We start from the raw sequence: 17,629 nt of genomic DNA on the forward strand, positions 1-17,629 counted from the left end.
TTGTATTATTATTAGAAAGACACGTCCCGCCTTTTACGCCTGACTTGTCGCCTTGCATGCGGCCAACAGCCTGCGGCATCGCCACTAAATTGCCGCGCGCCCTGTACTTTCACGCCGCAAAATGACAATATGTCGGCCTTAACAACACGTTGAGAGTTCCGGCTCACTTCGGTTTTCATCAGACTGGAACGTAAAGTATGGCAGGGCGAGGCGGGATCACACGGGGTGGCGACAAGCGAGGCCGGCAGGAGAATGCGTCATGATGGCGCCATTGATGCTGCCCTCGGTGCAGTTGCGCGGTGACCGGATAGCCAGGCTGAACCTGCTGGCCGCAGCGGCCATGCTGGCCGCGGCCAGCCTGCTGCTGATCCTCTTCCAGTTATTTTCCCTCCAGACATCTTTCCAGCGCAATCTGCGCATCCAGGCCGACATGCTGGCGCCTGCCGCCGCCCAAGCCATGCGCCAGGACGATCGTCTTGCGGCGCAACAGCTGCTCGCCTCCCTCGCCGCCGCGCCGCATATCCGGCAAGCGCTGCTCTACAGCCCGTATGGCACGCCATTCGCCCGCTACGCGCGCAGCGCCAGCGATGCCGCGCCCCAGGCGCCGCGTACCGGTCAGCAAATCGATTACCTGGACGGCAGCGCCGCCATCCTCCGGACCTTGCCCGGCGGCGGCGCACTGTATCTGCGCGCCAGCCTGGCGCCACTGCTGGGCAGCCTGGCGCAATTTTCCGCCTTCACCCTGCTGGTCTGCCTGTGTGCATTCGGCCTGACGGCGCTGATGGTGCGCCGCACGCGCAGCGCCGCACAGCATGCGGAACACCATTTGCATTACCTGGCCCACGTCGACCCGGTCACGCAACTGCCGAACCGCCATGAATTCAACGACGCACTGGCCTACGCGCTGGCGCGCGCCGACCGCCAGGACAGCAGCGTAGGACTGCTGTTGCTGGACCTGGACAACTTCAAGGTGGTCAACGATACGCTGGGCCACCACTGCGGCGACCAGTTGCTGAAACTGGTTGCCGAGCGCCTGGTGGCGATCCTGCGCGGCACCGACATCATCTGCCGCATCGGCGGAGACGAATTCGTCGTCATCGTCGAACCGGCCGACGACGCCTCGGAAATGGCCAGCGTGGCGAGCAAGATCCTCGCCGTGCTGGCCACGCCGTTCGCGCTGGAAGGGCACCAGCTGTATGTCAGCGCCAGCATCGGCGTGAGCCTGTATCCGTTCGATGCGCAGGACGTGGCGACCCTGACGCGCAATGCCGACACGGCCATGTACCACGCCAAGCACCAGGGCAAGAACCGCTACGCCGTATTCCAGTCAGAAATGGAATTGCGCGCCCAGCGCCGCCTGCGCATGGAAGCGAACCTGCGCAAGGCCCTGCAAAACGAGGAACTGTATCTGCACTACCAGCCGCAAATCGACTTGCGCAGCGGGCGTATCGTGGGCGTGGAAGCGCTGATACGCTGGCATTGCCGCGAGATGGGGCAGCTCAGCCCCAGCGAATTCATTCCCGTGGCCGAGGAAAGCGGCATCATCGTCGACCTGGGACGCTGGGTGCTGCAAAGCGCCTGCCGCCAAGCGGCCCTCTGGTGCAAGGCGGGCCTGCTCGATTCGCTCGAACACGTGGCCGTCAACCTGTCGGCCTGCCAGGCGCGCGACCCGGGACTGATGGACGATATCCGCGCCATCCTGCACGAGACGCAGCTGCCGCATGGCTTGCTGGAGCTGGAAATCACGGAAGGGGTATTGATGGACAATGTCCACGCCAACGTGGAACTGATGCGACGCCTGCAGGAAACGGGCATCCACCTGTCGATCGACGATTTCGGCACCGGCTACTCCTCGATGTCCTACCTGAAGCGCCTGCCCATCGACCAGCTGAAAATCGACCGCAGCTTCGTGCACGATTTGCCTGGCGAGGGCGAAGCCATCGTCACGGCCATCATCGCCATGGCGCACAGCCTGCATTTGAAAGTGGTGGCCGAAGGCGTGGAAACAGTGCAGCAGGTGGAGTTTTTAAGAAAAGCCGGCTGCGACAACGTGCAGGGCTTTTTCTTCGCCCGCCCGATGACGGCGGCGCAGTTGACGGCATTGCTGCTGGAGCGGCGTGACTGGAGCACGCGCAGCATCATGCCGGCCTGAATGGCTGTCGATGATAGTGTCGGATTAGCGCAAAGCGCGTAATCCGACACCACTACTACATCAAGCCAGCTTGGCCGAATGTTCGCGCGTCGCGTGGAACTTCAGCTTCGGCCAGCGCTCTTCTGTCAGCCGCAGGTTCACGCCCGACGTCGCCAGGTAAGCCATGTTGCCGGCCGCATCGTAGGCCACGTTGTGACCCAGCGCGTTCTCGAAATCCTGCAGGACGCGCTTGTCGTCGCAGCTGACCCAGCGCGCGCTGCTGATGCTGGTGCCCTCGAACACAGCGTCGACGCCATACTCGTTGAGCAAACGGCTGGCCACCACTTCGAACTGCAGCACGCCGACGGCGCCCAGTACCAGTTCGCCGCCCTGCACCGGCTTGAAGACCTGTACCGCGCCCTCTTCGCCCAGCTGTTGCAGGCCCTTGTGCAACTGCTTGATTTTCAAGGGATTACGGATGCGCACGGAGCGGAAGAAGTCTGGCGCAAAGTACGGAATACCCGTAAAGGTCAGCATCTCGCCTTCGGAAAAACTGTCGCCGATCTGCATGTTGCCATGGTTCGGCAAGCCGATGATGTCGCCCGCGTACGCCTCTTCCACCTGTTCGCGCGACGATGCCATGAAGGTCACCACGTTCGACACCTTGATCTCGCGGCCCAGGCGCAAGTGCTTGACCTTCATGCCGCGCTCGAAACGTCCCGAGCAGACGCGCAAAAAGGCGATGCGGTCGCGGTGCGCCGGGTCCATATTCGCCTGGATCTTGAACACAAACCCCGTGAACGGCTGCTCGGTCGGCGCCACCGACCGCACGGTCGCGTCGCGCTCGCGCGGCGCCGGCGCCCAGTCGACCAGCGCGGAAAGAATCTCGCGCACGCCGAAGTTGTTGATGGCCGAACCGAAGAACACGGGCGTCTGCACGCCGGAGAGGAATTCCTCCAGGTTGAACGGGTTCGATGCGCCGTGCACCAGTTCCACTTCCATGCGCAACTGGTCCATCTCCAGCGGGAACATCTCTTGCAGGCGCGGGTTGTCGATGCCCTTGATGATTTCGAAGGCGCCGTCAGCTTTTTCTTCGCCGGCCTTGAACAGCATGATCTCGTCTTTCAGCAGGTGATACACGCCGCGGAAGTTCTTGCCCATGCCGATAGGCCAGGTGACAGGCGCGCACTGGATCTTCAGCACCGATTCGAGTTCGTCGAGCAGGTCCAGCGGATCGCGCGTCTCGCGGTCCATCTTGTTCATGAACGTGACGATGGGCGTATTGCGCATGCGGCAGACAGCCAGCAGCTTGATCGTCTGCGCTTCCACGCCCTTGGCCGCATCGATTACCATCAGGGCCGAATCGACGGCCGTCAGCACGCGGTAGGTATCTTCCGAGAAGTCCTGGTGGCCCGGGGTGTCGAGCAGGTTGACGACGTGGCCGCGGAATTCGAACTGCATCACCGAGGACGCGACGGAAATACCGCGCTGCTTCTCGATCTCCATCCAGTCCGACGTCGCGTGGCGCCCCGATTTACGCGCCTTGACGGTACCGGCCATCTGGATCGCGCCCGAGAACAGCAGCAGTTTTTCCGTCAGGGTGGTTTTACCCGCATCCGGGTGGGAAATGATGCCGAAGGTGCGGCGGCGCTGCACTTCGCGCGCGATCACGGCAGGCGCCTTGCTGCTGGCTGACGCTGCGGCGTTGTCCGCATTGTCGCTGGAATCGGGGGTAGTGATGTCGTTCTCGTTGGCCATATTGGTGACCATAATATGGCCCTCGCAAAAAACCCTCGATTTTACAGAAGGATCGCCCTTCCGTGTGAACTGCTTCACTCTGGCGAACGGCAAAATTGACAGGACGAATTAGCCAGGCTGTCGCGTACTTCATCAAGAGGTCACAATCCGCAGGCAACATTGCACTGCAGAAATGTTGTCACCCTACCCTGGAAACCCGATGAAAATCCTCCTCACCCCCGCCATCCGACTCATGCAGCGATTGCGCCTGCTACCCAAATTCATGCTTGTCTGCCTGGTTTTCCTGCTGCCGCTGGCGCTGGCGACCACCCTGCTGATCTCGGAGCTGGGCAAGTCGCTGGCCCAGGCGCAGGATGCGCAGCAGGGCGTGGCCTATGTGCGCCAACTGCACGAAGGCACGCGGCTGCTGCAGCAGCGGCGCGGCCTGGAGCACTTGCGCCTGAGCGGCAAGGCGGGCATGGACAACACGGCCCTGAATACGCGCATCACGGCCGCGCTGGCAGCCCTGGCGCGCTTGCCGGCAGGCGCGGGCCTGCCCCAGGCGACCGAGCTGACGAAGCAGTGGCAAGCCCTGCTGGGCCGCCAGGCGGGCCTCGCGGCGCGCGACAGCTACGCGGCGCACACGGCACTGCTGCGCCAGGCGGCCAAACTGGGCCAACTGGTGGCCGACCGCTCGCATCTGAGCCTGGACCCGGACGCGGGCGCCAACCACCTGAGCGCCGTCTTCACGGCCACCCTGCCCGACTTGGCCGAGAGCCTGTCCGACATCGCCGGGCGCGGCGCCGCCTACATCGACACGGGCCTGTTCGAAGCGAATGAAGATCAACTTGTCAACGCCAACGCCCTGATCGCGCGCCACGAACTGGAGCGCCTGCCGGCCCGCTTCGACGAAATCATCGCCGCCAAGCCGGAACTGCGCGCCAGCCTGCAAGCAGCCCTGAAAGCCGTGCCGGCCGCGCTGGCCTTCCTCGAACGCAGCAAAAATGAAGTGACGAATTCCTACGACCAGACTTCGGGCGCGCAATTCCACGCGGCCGGCATGCAAGCCATCGACACCTTGCACACGCTCTCGATCGCCGCGGCCACCGCCCTGGACAGCCTGCTGGCGCAGCGCATCGCCCGCGACGAGGCGCGCCGCGCCCTGATCCTGGCTGCCATGCTGCTGGTGCTGCTGGCCGCCGCCTACCTGTGCGCCGGCTTCTATGCCGCGTTCGCGCGCGACGTGACGCAATTGCGCGTGGCCGTCGGCGCGGCGGCGGCGGGCGACCTGTCGCAACGCATCACCTCGCAGGCGCACGACGAAATCGGCGACCTGGTACGCGACTTCGGCGCCATGACGCACGGCCTGGCCACCCTGGTGCAGGAAATCCGCGGCGGCGCGGCCGTCATCGCCGCCGCCGGCGCCGATATCGCCCAGGGCAACGCCGCCCTGTCCGGCCACACGGCCACACAAGCGGACGCGCTGGGCGCCACCGTCGACTCGATGCGCGAACTGACGGCCACCGTGGGCCGCAATGAAGCCCATGTGGGACAGGGGCGCACCCTGGTGGCGACAGCGGCCGACGTCGCCCTGCGCGGCGGCCAGACAGTGGGCGCCGTGGTCGAGACCATGGCCTCGATCAAGGCCAGCTCGCACAAGATCGTCGACATCATCGGGGTCATCAACGGCATCGCCTTCCAGACAAATATCCTGGCCTTGAACGCGGCTGTGGAAGCAGCACGCGCGGGCGAGCAAGGGCGCGGCTTTGCCGTCGTCGCGTCCGAAGTGCGCAGCCTGGCGCAGCGCTCGAACGAGGCGGCGCTGGAAATCAAGCGCCTGATCGGCGATTCCGTGGCCACCGTGGATGCGGGCGGCGACCTCGTCAATGCCGCCGGCAACACCATGCGGCAAGTTGTCGATGCGGTGCAGCAAGTGGCGTTGGTGATCGGACGCATCAGCAGCGCCGGCGCCGAGCAGAATGGCGAGATCGCCCGCATCAACCAGGCACTGGCGCAAATCGATGATATGACGCGCCAGAACGCCGGCCTGGTCGACGAAGCGCGCGCCGGTTCGCAGCGCCTGCTCCAGGAAGGTGAGGCACTGACGCAGGCCGTCAGCCGCTTCCGCCTGGGCGAACACGAGATACCTGGCGCGCGCCAGGTGAGCGCCGCGAGCGTGCGTGATGGCTTGCCCAGCGTGCGTCCGGCCGGCCTGTGGAGCGCCAATAAGCCGCGTGTCATATCACAAAATCGCGCAGAACGGCGCAAGGCCAGCTAGTCAAAAGTGCGCACGTAGGACAAGGACTACAATTCCACCTCAAAAGAGACTACAAAGTGGCGACTGCTAATCTTATGTTCGCCACTTACATAAGCTTTTAAAGTAACTACATCGCGATCTGCACCGCGCGGTCGACAAAAATGCTGTTACCACATGCGTATTACCACATAAGTATTACCACATGTGTTCGGCAACTTTTTTGACCAGCAACGCGGCAGTCGCACTCCGATGTAAAAAGCCTGTGAGGAATACTATGAACCATACTCAACTTATCACCCCGGTCCAGAAGAACCAGTTGCTGCCGCGCGTCATGCCGGCAGCCGGACGGGAAATCAAGCTTGCGTCGCGGGTTAGCCTCAGCAGTGCCCAACAGAATGAATTGCTGGCAGCCCTGCCGCGCGCCGCGCTCGAATCGCTGTTCGAAGACCTGGAATTGGTGGAACTGCCGTTCGGCAAGGAATTATATGCCTACGGCAACAACATGGAATACAGCTATTTCCCCACCACCGCCATCATTTCCTTGTTGTATGTGATGGAAGATGGCGCCACGACGGAAATCGCTGTCGTCGGCCATGAAGGCGTGGCTGGTGCTTCGCTGCTGGCGGGCGAGCGCGCCATGTGCACGGCCGTCGTGCAAAGCGCCGGCTACGGTTACCGCCTGAAGACGCAAAGCTTGCGCGATGCCTTCAACCAGGGCGGCGCCCTGCCGCAGTTGCTGATGCGCTATACCAACGCCCTGTTTGCGCAAATGGCGCAAAACGCCGTCGGCGGCCGCCACAGCTCGATCGAGCAAAAGCTGTGCCGCTGGCTGCTGGACCGCCTGGACCGTTCGCCATCGAACGAATTGAAAGTGACGCAAGAGCTCATTTCCATCATGCTGGGCGTGCGCCGCGAAAGCATCACGGCCGCTGCCGGCAAGCTACAGGATGAAGGCTTGATACACTATCGCCGCGGCAATATCACGGTGCTGGACCGCGCTGGCCTGGAAGGCTATGCGGGTGAGTGCTACAAGGTGGCCAAGACGGAATACGACCGTTTGCTGCGCGACGTGTCGCGCTGCTGATCGACGGTGCAGCATGCTCAAAAAAATGGCCGGGCTGCATGCCCGGCCATTTTTCTATCCCTACCCAGTCAAACGCTGGCGTCTTCGTCGATCTCTTCCGGCTCAGGCGTCAGCGGCAACGGAATCACGGCTTCCACGCACGTGCCCTTGCCTTCCGGGCCCTGGCGCACGGTCAGGCTGCCACCCAACAGCAAGGCCCGCTCGCGCATGCCCAGCAAGCCGTGCGACATGGGTTTTTGCAGGGCATCTTCGGTAATACCGATGCCGTCATCGATCACACGCAGCACCAAGCCGTGTTCATTGCGTTTCAATGTCACGCTGACCATGCCGGCGCGCGCATATTTGAGGATATTCGTCAGCGATTCCTGCACGATACGGAACAGGGCGATCGTCAGGGTGGCTTCGCGGTTGTCGATATTGATGGCCACGTCCGTTTCGCAGCGTACCGAACTCATGCGCGTAAAATCTTCGCAATAGCTTTCGATGGCGGCGCAAAGGCCCAGGTTGTCCAGCAGGCTGGGGCGCAAATCCTCGACGATGCGGCGCTTCAGTTCCACCGTTTCCAGCAGGGTGGCCTTGGCACGTCGCAATTGTGCCGCCAGTGCCGGCTGCGTGTGCGCCAGTTGCTGCGTGACGGCGCCCAGGTCCATGCTGATCGAGGTCAAATTGGCGCCCAGCTCATCGTGCAGCTCACGCGCCAGGCGCGCCTTCTCCACTTCATTGACACTGATCAAATGGCGCGACAGCACAGATAATTGCTCCGTGCGCTTGCTGACCGTCGATTCCAGGGTGTCGTTGGCATTTTGCAATGCATACTCGACGGCCGCGCGGTTCTGGAAGCTGCGCCGCACCAGCTGGTAAAACATGATCAGCACGAGGATGGCCAGCGCATTGATGCCAATGCCGAGCAGCACGGCTTTCTGGTACTCATGATAAAAGGCGGCGCTGCCGGACGACAGCGCTTCATTCTGCTCGCGCGTCATGATCACCACCTGCAGGCGGATTTCGTCCATGGTGGCGCGGTCGTCGGTCACGCGCGAGATATTGACGATTTCGGCCAGCCCGCCCTGCTTGTAGACCTCGATCGACTCTTGCAACATCGACATCTTGCGACGGATCAAGCTTTTCAGCTGGGCCAGATTTTTCAGCTGGGTGGGACTGCCCGCGAGCAAGGTTTGCAGCTCGTTGAATTCGTTGTCGATTTCGGTGGTGGCGGTCTTCGACGGCCCCAGATAGGTTTCCGAGCCGGAAATGAAATAGCCGCGCAAGCTGCTTTCCGCGTCCAACACGAGCACGTTCAAATACTGCAGGCGGTCCGCTACGCGGGCGCTCTGGCTGAGCAAGGCGTTCGTGCCCTTCAGCGATTGCAGATTATGAAAGAGACTGAAACCATTAAGTACAAGCAACAAGGCGCAAGCCACGCAAAGGATTGTCTTGTAGAGGGGCAGGCGGTGATTCGGGGCCGGTTCAACGGTGAAATACATCCTGATGTGCATCCTTAGCAAGGTTCGGCGCGGGAGAAAGCGCCGGCGCCGGCCAATTATAATCCTCGCCACAGACTGCTGCACTGCACAAGTCGTGCTGCTTAGCTGGCTGAGCGATCATGTTTCCATGATCGCACCGCTGCGCTAGTCAAGCAAATTGTTTTTCATTGCGTAATAGGTCAAGTCGCTGTTCGATTGCAAGCCCATTTTTTCCATGATGCGCGTACGGTAGGTACTCACCGTCTTGATGCTCAGCGACAAGGCCACGCCGATATCGGACACGGTGGCGCCGCGCGCCAGGCGCAGGAAGACCTGGAATTCGCGGTCCGACAATTCCGTATGCAGGGCGGCATTCGTATCGCGGTCGAACGACTGCGCCAGCAATTCGCCGACGGTGGAACTGACGTAGCGGCGCCCCTGAAACACGGTGCGCACGGCCGTCATCAGCTCATCGGCTTCGCATTCCTTGTTCAGATAGCCATTCGCGCCCATCTTGAACAGGTTCAATGCGTATTGCTGCGCGGGATAGCCGCTGAGGATCAGCACGGGCAATTCCGGCTGGCCCTGGCGGATCGTGCGCAAGGTATCGATGCCGCTCTGATCGGGCATGGCGATATCGAGCAACAGCACATCGCAAATTTCGCGGCGGGCGATATCGAGCGCTTCACGCCCGGTACCGGCTTCCGCCACCACACTGAAATCGCTTGACGACGAAAAAATCTGTTTGAATCCAGCTCGTACTATTTGGTGATCATCACAAATGGCAACGCGTATCATTGTTTCCCCTTAAATTTTCCTGGCCTGGGAAAGACTACCGGAACCTGAACGCTGCTCCGGCTTAGCGTCACTAACAAAAACGCAACATTAACATTATATTCAAAATATGGCGTGTCGTACGATACCCGCAGCGTCTAGGCTTGTGCCATGCAGTATAGTCAAGCGGTATCGGACAACCCCACCTATATTGGTACAAATCTTATTTTAGCAAGTTTAAAATCGCAATTAATTCATTGCGTATCCACACGCGGTCCAGCGGTGCTTCCTGCGGCACGACAGGCACGGTCGGCAGCACAGGCAGCTCATCAAGGATGGCATGCGATGCGCCACGGCTATCGAGCTTGTTGCGCGCGCCACTGATAGTGAAGCCTTGTTCATACAGCAATTCACGGATACGGCGTATCAACAGCACTTCATGGTGTTGATAATAACGGCGGTTACCACGTCGTTTGACCGGCTTGAGCTGGGAAAACTCCTGCTCCCAGTAGCGCAATACGTGCGGTTTGACGCCGCACAATTCGCTCACTTCGCCGATCGTGAAATAGCGTTTCGCCGGAATGGGCGGCAAGGCGATCAACTCGGTTTTACTGATGCGCTCGTTCATCGCCACTCACTCAGGCAGCACGTGCCAGCGGACTGGTCTCTTCGACCATGCTTTTCAGCTTCTGGCTCGCATGAAAGGTCACGACACGACGCGCCGTGATGGGGATCTCTTCTCCCGTCTTCGGATTGCGGCCCGGCCGTTGCGGCTTGTCGCGCAACTGGAAATTGCCGAAACCGGACAACTTGACGGCCTCTCCCCGCTCGAGCGCATTGCGGATCTCGTCGAAAAAGGTCTCGACCATATCCTTCGCTTCGCGCTTGTTCAGGCCCACTTGCTCGAACAACAGTTCAGCCAGTTCAGCCTTGGTCAAGGTGGGTAAATCTTTTTCCGCTTCCTGGCGCACTTTGGCAACCAGCATGGCCCGATGCAGATCGGCGGCCAGTGCGGATTGCAGTACGGCGGAATCAACGTCGCTGTTATTAATTTTCCTGCCCTGCCTTTTCTGTGCGCCCGAGCCTGCCACATGGCAAGCTCGTCTACGGTTGACGACGGAAAGGCCGTCACGCAAGGCGACGGCCAGTCCGGTAATTACGAACGCAGTTTCGCGTCGTGGCCCTGCTTGGCTGCATCGATCAGGACAGCCATCAGGCCATCGACGACATCGTCTTGCAGAGTGTTTTGAGTATCTTGCAAGCTAATCCGGAAAGCAAGGCTTTTTTCATCCGCTTCCAGCCCTTTTCCACGATATTCATCAAATAAAACAATGGCTTGCACGATACGCGCTGCCGGGCTTGCCTTGGCGGCAGCATGGAAGCTGTCGAGCAGATCCTGCACCGCCACCGATTGCTTGACGACCACGGCCAGATCGCGGCTGGCGCCAGGGAATTTCGAAATTTCCTGGTACACGGGCACGACTCTTTGCGTCAAGGCGGCGGCGTCGACTTCGAACAGCACGGGTGCCAGCGGCAAGTCATACTTTTGCATCCAGCGCGGGTGCAATTCGCCGATGAAACCGATGACCTTGCCATCGAATTCCACGTTGGCCGAACGGCCTGGATGCAGGGCCGGATGCTCCGCCTTCGTGAAGCGCAAGGCCAACGGCGCGAACAGCGCTTCCAGGTCCGCCTTGACGTCAAAGAAGTCGACCGTGCGTGTAGCCTGGCCCCACTGCTCGTCGGCTACCGGGCCGTAGGCCATGGCTGCCACGCGCTTTGGCTGGGCGTAGCCAGCCACCGACAAGGGACCGTTTTCCACGCTGTCGTCGCGCTGGTAAATGGCACCCACTTCGAAGATGCGCACGCGGTTCGTCTTGCGGTTCAGGTTATAGCGCACGTTGGCAATCAGGCTGCCGATCAGCGAGGAACGCATCACGCTCATCTGGCTGGCGATCGGGTTCTGCAATTTGATCGGCTGGGTGTTGCCCGAGAAATCGCGCTCCCATGCCGTATCGACAAAGCTCATGTTAACCACTTCCTGGAAGCCCAGGTCGGCCAGCTCATGACGCACCGCAAACAGCGAACGTGTATTTTCTGGCGCAATCTGCATCACGTTCTCAGCCACGGGCGGCAAGGTCGGGATGTTTTCAAAACCGTACACGCGCGCCACTTCCTCGATCAAGTCTTCTTCAATCTCGATGTCGAAACGGTAGCTGGGCGAGGTCACGGAAAATACGCCGTCCGCCAGGGTGAATGGCAAGGCCAGGCGCGTGAAGATATCGGCGATCAACGCATCATTGAGCGGCACGCCGATGACCTTTTGCGCGCGCGCCGTGCGCATCGTCACGGGCTGGCGTTGCGGCAAGTTCACCACGTGGTCGTCGACAGGGCCGACGCTGGTCGCTGGCGTGCCGCAGATTTCCACGATCAGGGCCGTGATGCGCTCGATATGCTCGACGGTGGTGGCGAAATCGACGCCGCGCTCGAAGCGGTGCGCCGCATCGGTGGAGAAATTCAGGCGGCGCGCGCGGCCTTGAATCGCGTTTGGCCACCAGAACGCCGCTTCCAGGTAGATGCTATGCGTATCGTCCGAGACCGAACTGGCGTCGCCGCCCATGATGCCGGCCAGCGATTCGATTTCCTGCTCATCGGCGATGACGCCGATCCACTCATCGACGGCAATGGTGTTGCCGTTCAACAGCTTGACGGATTCGCCCGCCTTGCCCCAACGCACATCGAGACTGCCGTGTATCTTCGCCAGGTCAAACACGTGGCTAGGACGGCCCAGTTCCAGCATGACATAGTTGGAAATGTCGACCAGAGCCGACAGCGGACGCTGGCCGCTGCGCTCGAGGCGCTGCTTCATCCAGTCCGGCGTGGCGGCACGGGCGTTCAAGCCGCGGATGACGCGGCCCGTGAAACGGCCGCACAGGTCCGGCGCGCTGACTTTCACCGGCAAGACTTCGTCGCTGGAAACAGGCACGGTGCGGAACTGCGGCACATTCAGGGGCACGCCCGTGAGCGCCGACACTTCACGCGCCACGCCCAGCACGGACAGACAGTCCGCCTTGTTCGGCGTCAACTTGATGGTGAATTTCAAGTCATTCAAGGCAAAATAGTCGCGGAAATTCTGGCCGATCGGTGCGTCGTCCGGCAATTCCATCAAGCCGGCGTTTTCTTCCGACAATTTCAGTTCGCGCGCGGAGCACAGCATGCCTTGCGACTCGACGCCGCGCAGCTGGCCCACCTTGATTTCAAACGGCTTGCCATCGGCGCCGGGCGGCAGCACGGCGCCCGCCATCGCGCAGACGACTTTCAAGCCCGGGCGCACGTTCGGTGCGCCGCAGACGATGTTGAGCATGGTGCCCGTGCCGACATCGACCTGGCACACATTCAAGCGGTCCGCGTTCGGATGTTTTTCCATCTCCAGGACCAGGCCCACCACCACGTTCGAGAACGGCGGGGCGACAGGATCGACGTCCTCGACTTCGAGACCGGACATGGTCAGCAGATGGGCCAGTTCGTCCGAAGTCATCTTCGGGTCGACCATGGTACGGAGCCAGTTTTCGGAAAATTGCATAATCAAGCTTTCAAATGTTCAATACGCGAGCATGCGAGGGCACGCTCCAGCGCATCGAGTGACATGGAATAATGAAACGCCTTAGTTAAACTGCTTGAGGAAGCGCAAATCGCCCTCATAAAACAGACGCAGGTCGTTGATGCCATAGCGCAGCATCGTCAAGCGTTCCAGGCCGGAGCCGAAAGCAAAACCGATGAATTTCTCGGGATCGAGGCCGAAGTTCTTCACCACGGTCGGATGCACCTGGCCGGCGCCCGACACTTCCAGCCAGCGGCCTTTCAATGGACCGGAACCGAAAGCGATGTCGATCTCGGCCGACGGTTCCGTGAACGGGAAGTACGATGGGCGGAAGCGCACTTGCAAGTCGTCCGTCTCAAAGAAAGCCTTGACGAAGTTCAGGTACACGCCCTTCAGGTCGGCAAAGCTGATGTCTTCGGCGATCCACAGGCCTTCGACCTGGTGGAACATCGGCGAATGGGTGGCGTCGCTGTCGACGCGGTAGGTGCGGCCCGGCGCGATGACCTTGATCGGCGGCGTATGCGTGCGCGCATAGCGCACCTGCATGGGGCTCGTATGCGTGCGCAGCAGCAATGACTTGCCATCGGTGTCGTTGCCATCGATGTAGAAAGTGTCTTGCATGGAACGCGCTGGATGGTTTTCCGGGCTATTGAGCGCCGTGAAGTTGGTCCAGTCATTCTCGATTTCGGGGCCGTCGGCCACGTCGAAACCGATCGAGCGGAAGATTTCCTCGACCCGCTCCCACGTGCGCATCACGGGATGGATGCCGCCAGGCATGCGGCCACGGCCTGGCAAGGTCACGTCGATCGCTTCGGCGTTCAGGCGGCCTTGCATCTGGGCATCGGCCAGCGCATCACGGCGCGCCGTCAGCGCATCCTCGATCTGCACTTTGACGGCGTTGATCAGGGCGCCTTGCGCCTTGCGCGCGTCCGGATCCAGTTTGCCCAGGCCCTTCATCATTTCAGTAATCTGGCCAGTCTTGCCCAGGTAGCGGGCTTTGGCGTTTTCAAGTGCGGCAGCGTCTGCGGCGGCGATAAAGTCAGCCTGGGCCGAGACGACGAGTTCTTCTAGGGAGTTCATGCGGCATTTCCTGTTTTGGACATCAATTCTGGACTCGATTATCAAAAGTCCAACAATCAAAAACGGAAACGGGGCATAAGGTTCACACCCCTGCCCCGCTCTTTATGACGTCACCCTACGGATGACGTTGTGCAATGACCGATGCTTACGCAGCGATTTTTGCTTTAACTGCGTTGACAATCGCAGCGAATGCTGGCTTGTCCATCACAGCCATATCGGCCAGGACTTTACGGTCCAGTTCGATATTTGCTTTTTTCAAGCCGTTCATGAATACGCTGTACGTTACGCCATGCTCACGGGAAGCGGCGTTGATACGGGCGATCCACAGGCGGCGGAAAACGCGTTTCTTGTTGCGGCGATCGCGGTAAGCGTATTGGCCAGCGCGCATAACTGCTTGCTTGGCAACACGGTATACACGGCTGCGGCGACCACGGTAGCCTTTAGCTTGAACAAGAATCTTTTTATGACGGGCACGAGCTGTAACCCCACGTTTTACTCTAGGCATAGTAACTCCTTATATTGAGTGTGAGATTAAGCAGTCGGCATCATGCGGTAGACGGATTTCACGTCAGACGCAGCGACATTGGTGGTACCGCGCAGAGCGCGTTTCAGCTTGGTGGTTTTCTTGGTCAAGATGTGGCGTTTGAACGCATGGCCACATTTAACAGTACCGCCCGGACGCACGCGAAAACGTTTTTTCGCAGAGCTTTTGGTCTTCATTTTAGGCATAGCAATCTGTCCTCTTACGGACAGCTCCATTTATAACAGGATTGCAGGTGGCAACACGACGCTGCGCTTAGATGCCTGCTTTCACATGCTGTGCAGCGGATGCGAGTCCGCTACAGTTCGCGCGGCCCGGACATTGCTGAGCGGGCCGCGCAAATTCTGCCTGGAATCGTGTGTCGCACCAATGCTGGCACAAACCACGTCGACTCACAGTAAAACGCTATTGTAGCTTACTTCTTCTTCTTAGGCGAAAGAACCATGATCATTTGGCGGCCTTCCATCTTCGGGAACTGCTCGACCTGACCGTACGGTTCCAGATCGGCTTTCAGACGTTCCAGCATACGGAAGCCAATATCCTGATGCGCCATCTCACGACCGCGGAAACGCAGCGTGATTTTGGTTTTATCACCTTCATCGAGGAACTTGATGAGGTTACGCAACTTGATATTGTAGTCACCATCATCAGTCCCCGGACGGAATTTGACTTCCTTCACGAGGATGATCTTTTGCTTCAATTTGGCTTCGTGAGCTTTCTTTTGCTCCGAGTACTTAAATTTGCCGTAGTCCATCAAACGGCACACCGGTGGCTGCGCGGTAGGCGCAATTTCCACCAGGTCGACGTTTGCCTCTTCCGCCAGGCGGAAGGCTTCAGCCAAACTTACGATACCGAGTGGCTCGTTATCGACCCCGCTTAAACGCATTTCAGGGGCAGTGATTTCGCCATTGATGCGATGTGACTTGTCAGTAGCTATTGTAATTTCCTTTAAAAATCTTGTAAGACGGTCGTGCAGCGAGTTTCCTCGTCAGGCCTTGGTGTCGACTTCATGTTTGAGTCGCTCAATCAGGGCATCGACGGACATGACGCCCAGATCGATATTGCCCCGCGCCCGCACGGCCACTGTATTCGCATCCCGCTCTTTGTCGCCAATTACTAAGATGTAAGGCAATTTTTGTACGGAATGTTCACGTATTTTATAGGTAATCTTCTCGTTACGCAAATCAGCCTGTACGCGCAGCCCCGCTTTGCGCAGTTTTGTTGTAACTTCCTGTACATAATCGGCTTGAGCGTCGGAAATATTCAACACCGACACTTGCACTGGCGCCAACCACAGCGGCATCGCGCCCGCATAGTGTTCGATCAGGATGCCGATGAAACGTTCCAGCGAACCCACGATCGCGCGGTGCAGCATGATCGGCACCTGGCGCGTATTGTCTACCGCCACGTATTCGGCACCCAGGCGGCCCGGCATCGACGGGTCGATTTGCACGGTGCCCACTTGCCATGCGCGGCCCAGGCTGTCTTTCAGGTGGTATTCAATCTTCGGACCGTAGAACGCACCCTCGCCCGGCAATTCTGTCCATTCCACGCCACAGGCGCGCAGGGCCGAACGCAAGGATTCTTCGGCGAAATCCCACGACTCTTCCGTGCCGATGCGGTTATCCGGGCGCAAGGCCAGTTTCACATCGATATTCGTAAAACCGAAAGCCGTGTACACATCCATGGCCTGCTGATGGAAAGCCGTCACTTCGCCGGCGATCTGCTCTTCCAGGCAAAAGATGTGACCATCATCCTGCGTAAAGCCGCGCACGCGCATCATGCCGTGCAAGGCGCCCGATGGTTCGTTACGGTGACATTGGCCGAATTCGCCGTAGCGCAATGGCAAGTCGCGGTAGCTGCGCATACCGTTGTTGAAAATCTGGATATGACCAGGGCAATTCATCGGCTTCAGCGCATAGGCGCGGTTTTCCGATTCCGTGATGAACATGTTTTCACGGTAATTGTCCCAGTGACCGGTTTTTTCCCACAGGCCACGATCGAGAATTTGCGGCGCCTTGACTTCCTGGTAGCCGTTAACTTGGTACACATTGCGCATGTATTGCTCGACTTGCTGCCAGATCGACCAGCCTTTCGGATGCCAAAAGATCAGGCCCGGCGCCTCTTCCTGGAAATGGAAGAAATCGAGCTGCTTGCCCAACTTGCGGTGATCGCGCTTTTCCGCCTCTTCCAGGTTATGCAGGTACAGTTCCTGGTCTTCCTTCTTGGCCCAGGCCGTGCCATAGATACGCTGCAGCATCTCGTTCTTCGAGTCGCCGCGCCAGTAGGCGCCGGCCAGTTTCATCAGCTTGAATACTTTCAGCTTGCCCGTCGATGGCACGTGGGGGCCGCGGCACAAGTCCGTGAACTTGCCTTCGGAATACAACGATACTTCGTGGTCGGCCGGAATCGAGCCGATCAGCTCTGCCTTGTAGGCTTCGCCGATGCTCTTGAAGTAGGCTATGGCTTCGTCGCGCGCGACAACCTTGCGCGTGACTTGCTCATCCTTCTTGGCCAGTTCCGCCATTTTCTTTTCGATCGCCGTCAAATCTTCGGGCGTGAACGGACGCTTGTAGGCGAAGTCATAGTAAAAGCCGTTGTCGATCACGGGACCGATGGTCACTTGTGCGTCCGGGAATAGCTCCTTGACGGCATACGCCAGCAAGTGGGCCGTCGAGTGGCGGATCACTTCCAGGCCATCGGCATCCTTGTCCGTGACAATCGCCAGTTCGGCGTCTTGCTCGATCAGATAGGAGGTGTCGACCAGCTTGCCATCGACCTTGCCGGCCAGGGCAGCCTTGGCCAGACCGGTACCAATATTGGCCGCAACCTGGGCCACGGTGACCGGGCCGTCAAATTGACGGGCGGAACCATCGGGAAGTCGGATTGTAAGCATATTGATCTCCATATCGGCGCTGGCGCCAGGTAAAACTGCGGTGTGATGGGCAAAATAACTGAAAG

Annotated in this window: 14 protein-coding genes; 3 read left to right on the forward strand and 11 right to left on the reverse strand. The window is 59.7% G+C overall.

From position 1 onward, the window contains the following. Positions 1-259: 259 nt before the first annotated feature. Positions 260-2,152, forward strand: a complete 1,893-nt coding sequence (locus ACQ4W7_RS18505) for a putative bifunctional diguanylate cyclase/phosphodiesterase (protein ID WP_436532356.1) — start codon at positions 260-262, stop codon at positions 2,150-2,152. Between the two features lie 60 nt (positions 2,153-2,212). Here ACQ4W7_RS18505 and ACQ4W7_RS18510 read toward each other — a convergent pair whose 3' ends face one another. Beyond that, positions 2,213-3,901 (reverse strand): peptide chain release factor 3, encoded by a 1,689-nt coding sequence (locus tag ACQ4W7_RS18510; RefSeq protein ID WP_426070283.1) that lies wholly within the window; start codon positions 3,899-3,901, stop codon positions 2,213-2,215. Positions 3,902-4,088: 187 nt separating this feature from the next. Between ACQ4W7_RS18510 and ACQ4W7_RS18515 the strand changes: the two genes are divergently transcribed. Together ACQ4W7_RS18515 and ACQ4W7_RS18520 are read left to right on the forward strand one after the other, a co-directional pair. Beyond that, positions 4,089-6,146, forward strand: a complete 2,058-nt coding sequence (locus ACQ4W7_RS18515; protein ID WP_436532359.1) for a methyl-accepting chemotaxis protein — start codon at positions 4,089-4,091, stop codon at positions 6,144-6,146. A gap of 253 nt (positions 6,147-6,399) precedes the next feature. Continuing rightward, positions 6,400-7,209 carry a Crp/Fnr family transcriptional regulator gene (locus ACQ4W7_RS18520; protein WP_426070285.1) on the forward strand — a complete coding sequence of 270 codons (810 nt, stop codon included), beginning with the start codon at positions 6,400-6,402 and terminating at the stop codon, positions 7,207-7,209. Positions 7,210-7,277: 68 nt separating this feature from the next. Here the strand turns inward: ACQ4W7_RS18520 and ACQ4W7_RS18525 are convergent, their stop codons facing one another. From ACQ4W7_RS18525 to thrS, 10 genes are all read right to left on the reverse strand, one after another. Continuing rightward, complete coding sequence (locus ACQ4W7_RS18525) at positions 7,278-8,618, reverse strand: sensor histidine kinase (RefSeq protein WP_426070286.1); 1,341 nt, start codon at positions 8,616-8,618, stop codon at positions 7,278-7,280. 219 nt (positions 8,619-8,837) lie between these two features. Then, positions 8,838-9,470 (reverse strand): response regulator, encoded by a 633-nt coding sequence (locus ACQ4W7_RS18530; protein ID WP_034783185.1) that lies wholly within the window; start codon positions 9,468-9,470, stop codon positions 8,838-8,840. 199 nt (positions 9,471-9,669) lie between these two features. Next, complete coding sequence (locus tag ACQ4W7_RS18535) at positions 9,670-10,074, reverse strand: MerR family transcriptional regulator (RefSeq protein WP_436532361.1); 405 nt, start codon at positions 10,072-10,074, stop codon at positions 9,670-9,672. 10 nt (positions 10,075-10,084) lie between these two features. Beyond that, complete coding sequence (locus tag ACQ4W7_RS18540) at positions 10,085-10,432, reverse strand: integration host factor subunit alpha (protein ID WP_010399205.1); 348 nt, start codon at positions 10,430-10,432, stop codon at positions 10,085-10,087. Between the two features lie 170 nt (positions 10,433-10,602). After that, on the reverse strand, positions 10,603-13,029 hold the full coding sequence (gene pheT, locus ACQ4W7_RS18545; RefSeq protein ID WP_436532363.1) for a phenylalanine--tRNA ligase subunit beta: 2,427 nt from the start codon (positions 13,027-13,029) through the stop codon (positions 10,603-10,605). An 81-nt stretch (positions 13,030-13,110) separates the two neighbouring features. Beyond that, entirely contained in the window at positions 13,111-14,127 is a 1,017-nt protein-coding gene (gene pheS, locus ACQ4W7_RS18550) for a phenylalanine--tRNA ligase subunit alpha (protein ID WP_426070289.1), read from the reverse strand. A 145-nt stretch (positions 14,128-14,272) separates the two neighbouring features. Next, positions 14,273-14,632 carry a 50S ribosomal protein L20 gene (gene rplT / locus ACQ4W7_RS18555; RefSeq protein ID WP_010399214.1) on the reverse strand — a complete coding sequence of 120 codons (360 nt, stop codon included), beginning with the start codon at positions 14,630-14,632 and terminating at the stop codon, positions 14,273-14,275. 26 nt (positions 14,633-14,658) lie between these two features. Then, complete coding sequence (gene rpmI / locus ACQ4W7_RS18560; RefSeq protein WP_010399216.1) at positions 14,659-14,856, reverse strand: 50S ribosomal protein L35; 198 nt, start codon at positions 14,854-14,856, stop codon at positions 14,659-14,661. Positions 14,857-15,083: 227 nt separating this feature from the next. Beyond that, positions 15,084-15,644 (reverse strand): translation initiation factor IF-3, encoded by a 561-nt coding sequence (gene infC, locus ACQ4W7_RS18565; RefSeq protein ID WP_373629882.1) that lies wholly within the window; start codon positions 15,642-15,644, stop codon positions 15,084-15,086. Between the two features lie 12 nt (positions 15,645-15,656). Next, a complete protein-coding gene (gene thrS / locus ACQ4W7_RS18570) occupies positions 15,657-17,564 on the reverse strand; it encodes a threonine--tRNA ligase (protein ID WP_436532366.1) in 1,908 nt (635 codons plus the stop codon). Between the last annotated feature and the right edge of the window lie 65 nt (positions 17,565-17,629).

Origin of the sequence: Janthinobacterium algoris (genome assembly GCF_051380935.1) — a bacterium.
Taxonomy (GTDB): domain Bacteria; phylum Pseudomonadota; class Gammaproteobacteria; order Burkholderiales; family Burkholderiaceae_D; genus Janthinobacterium.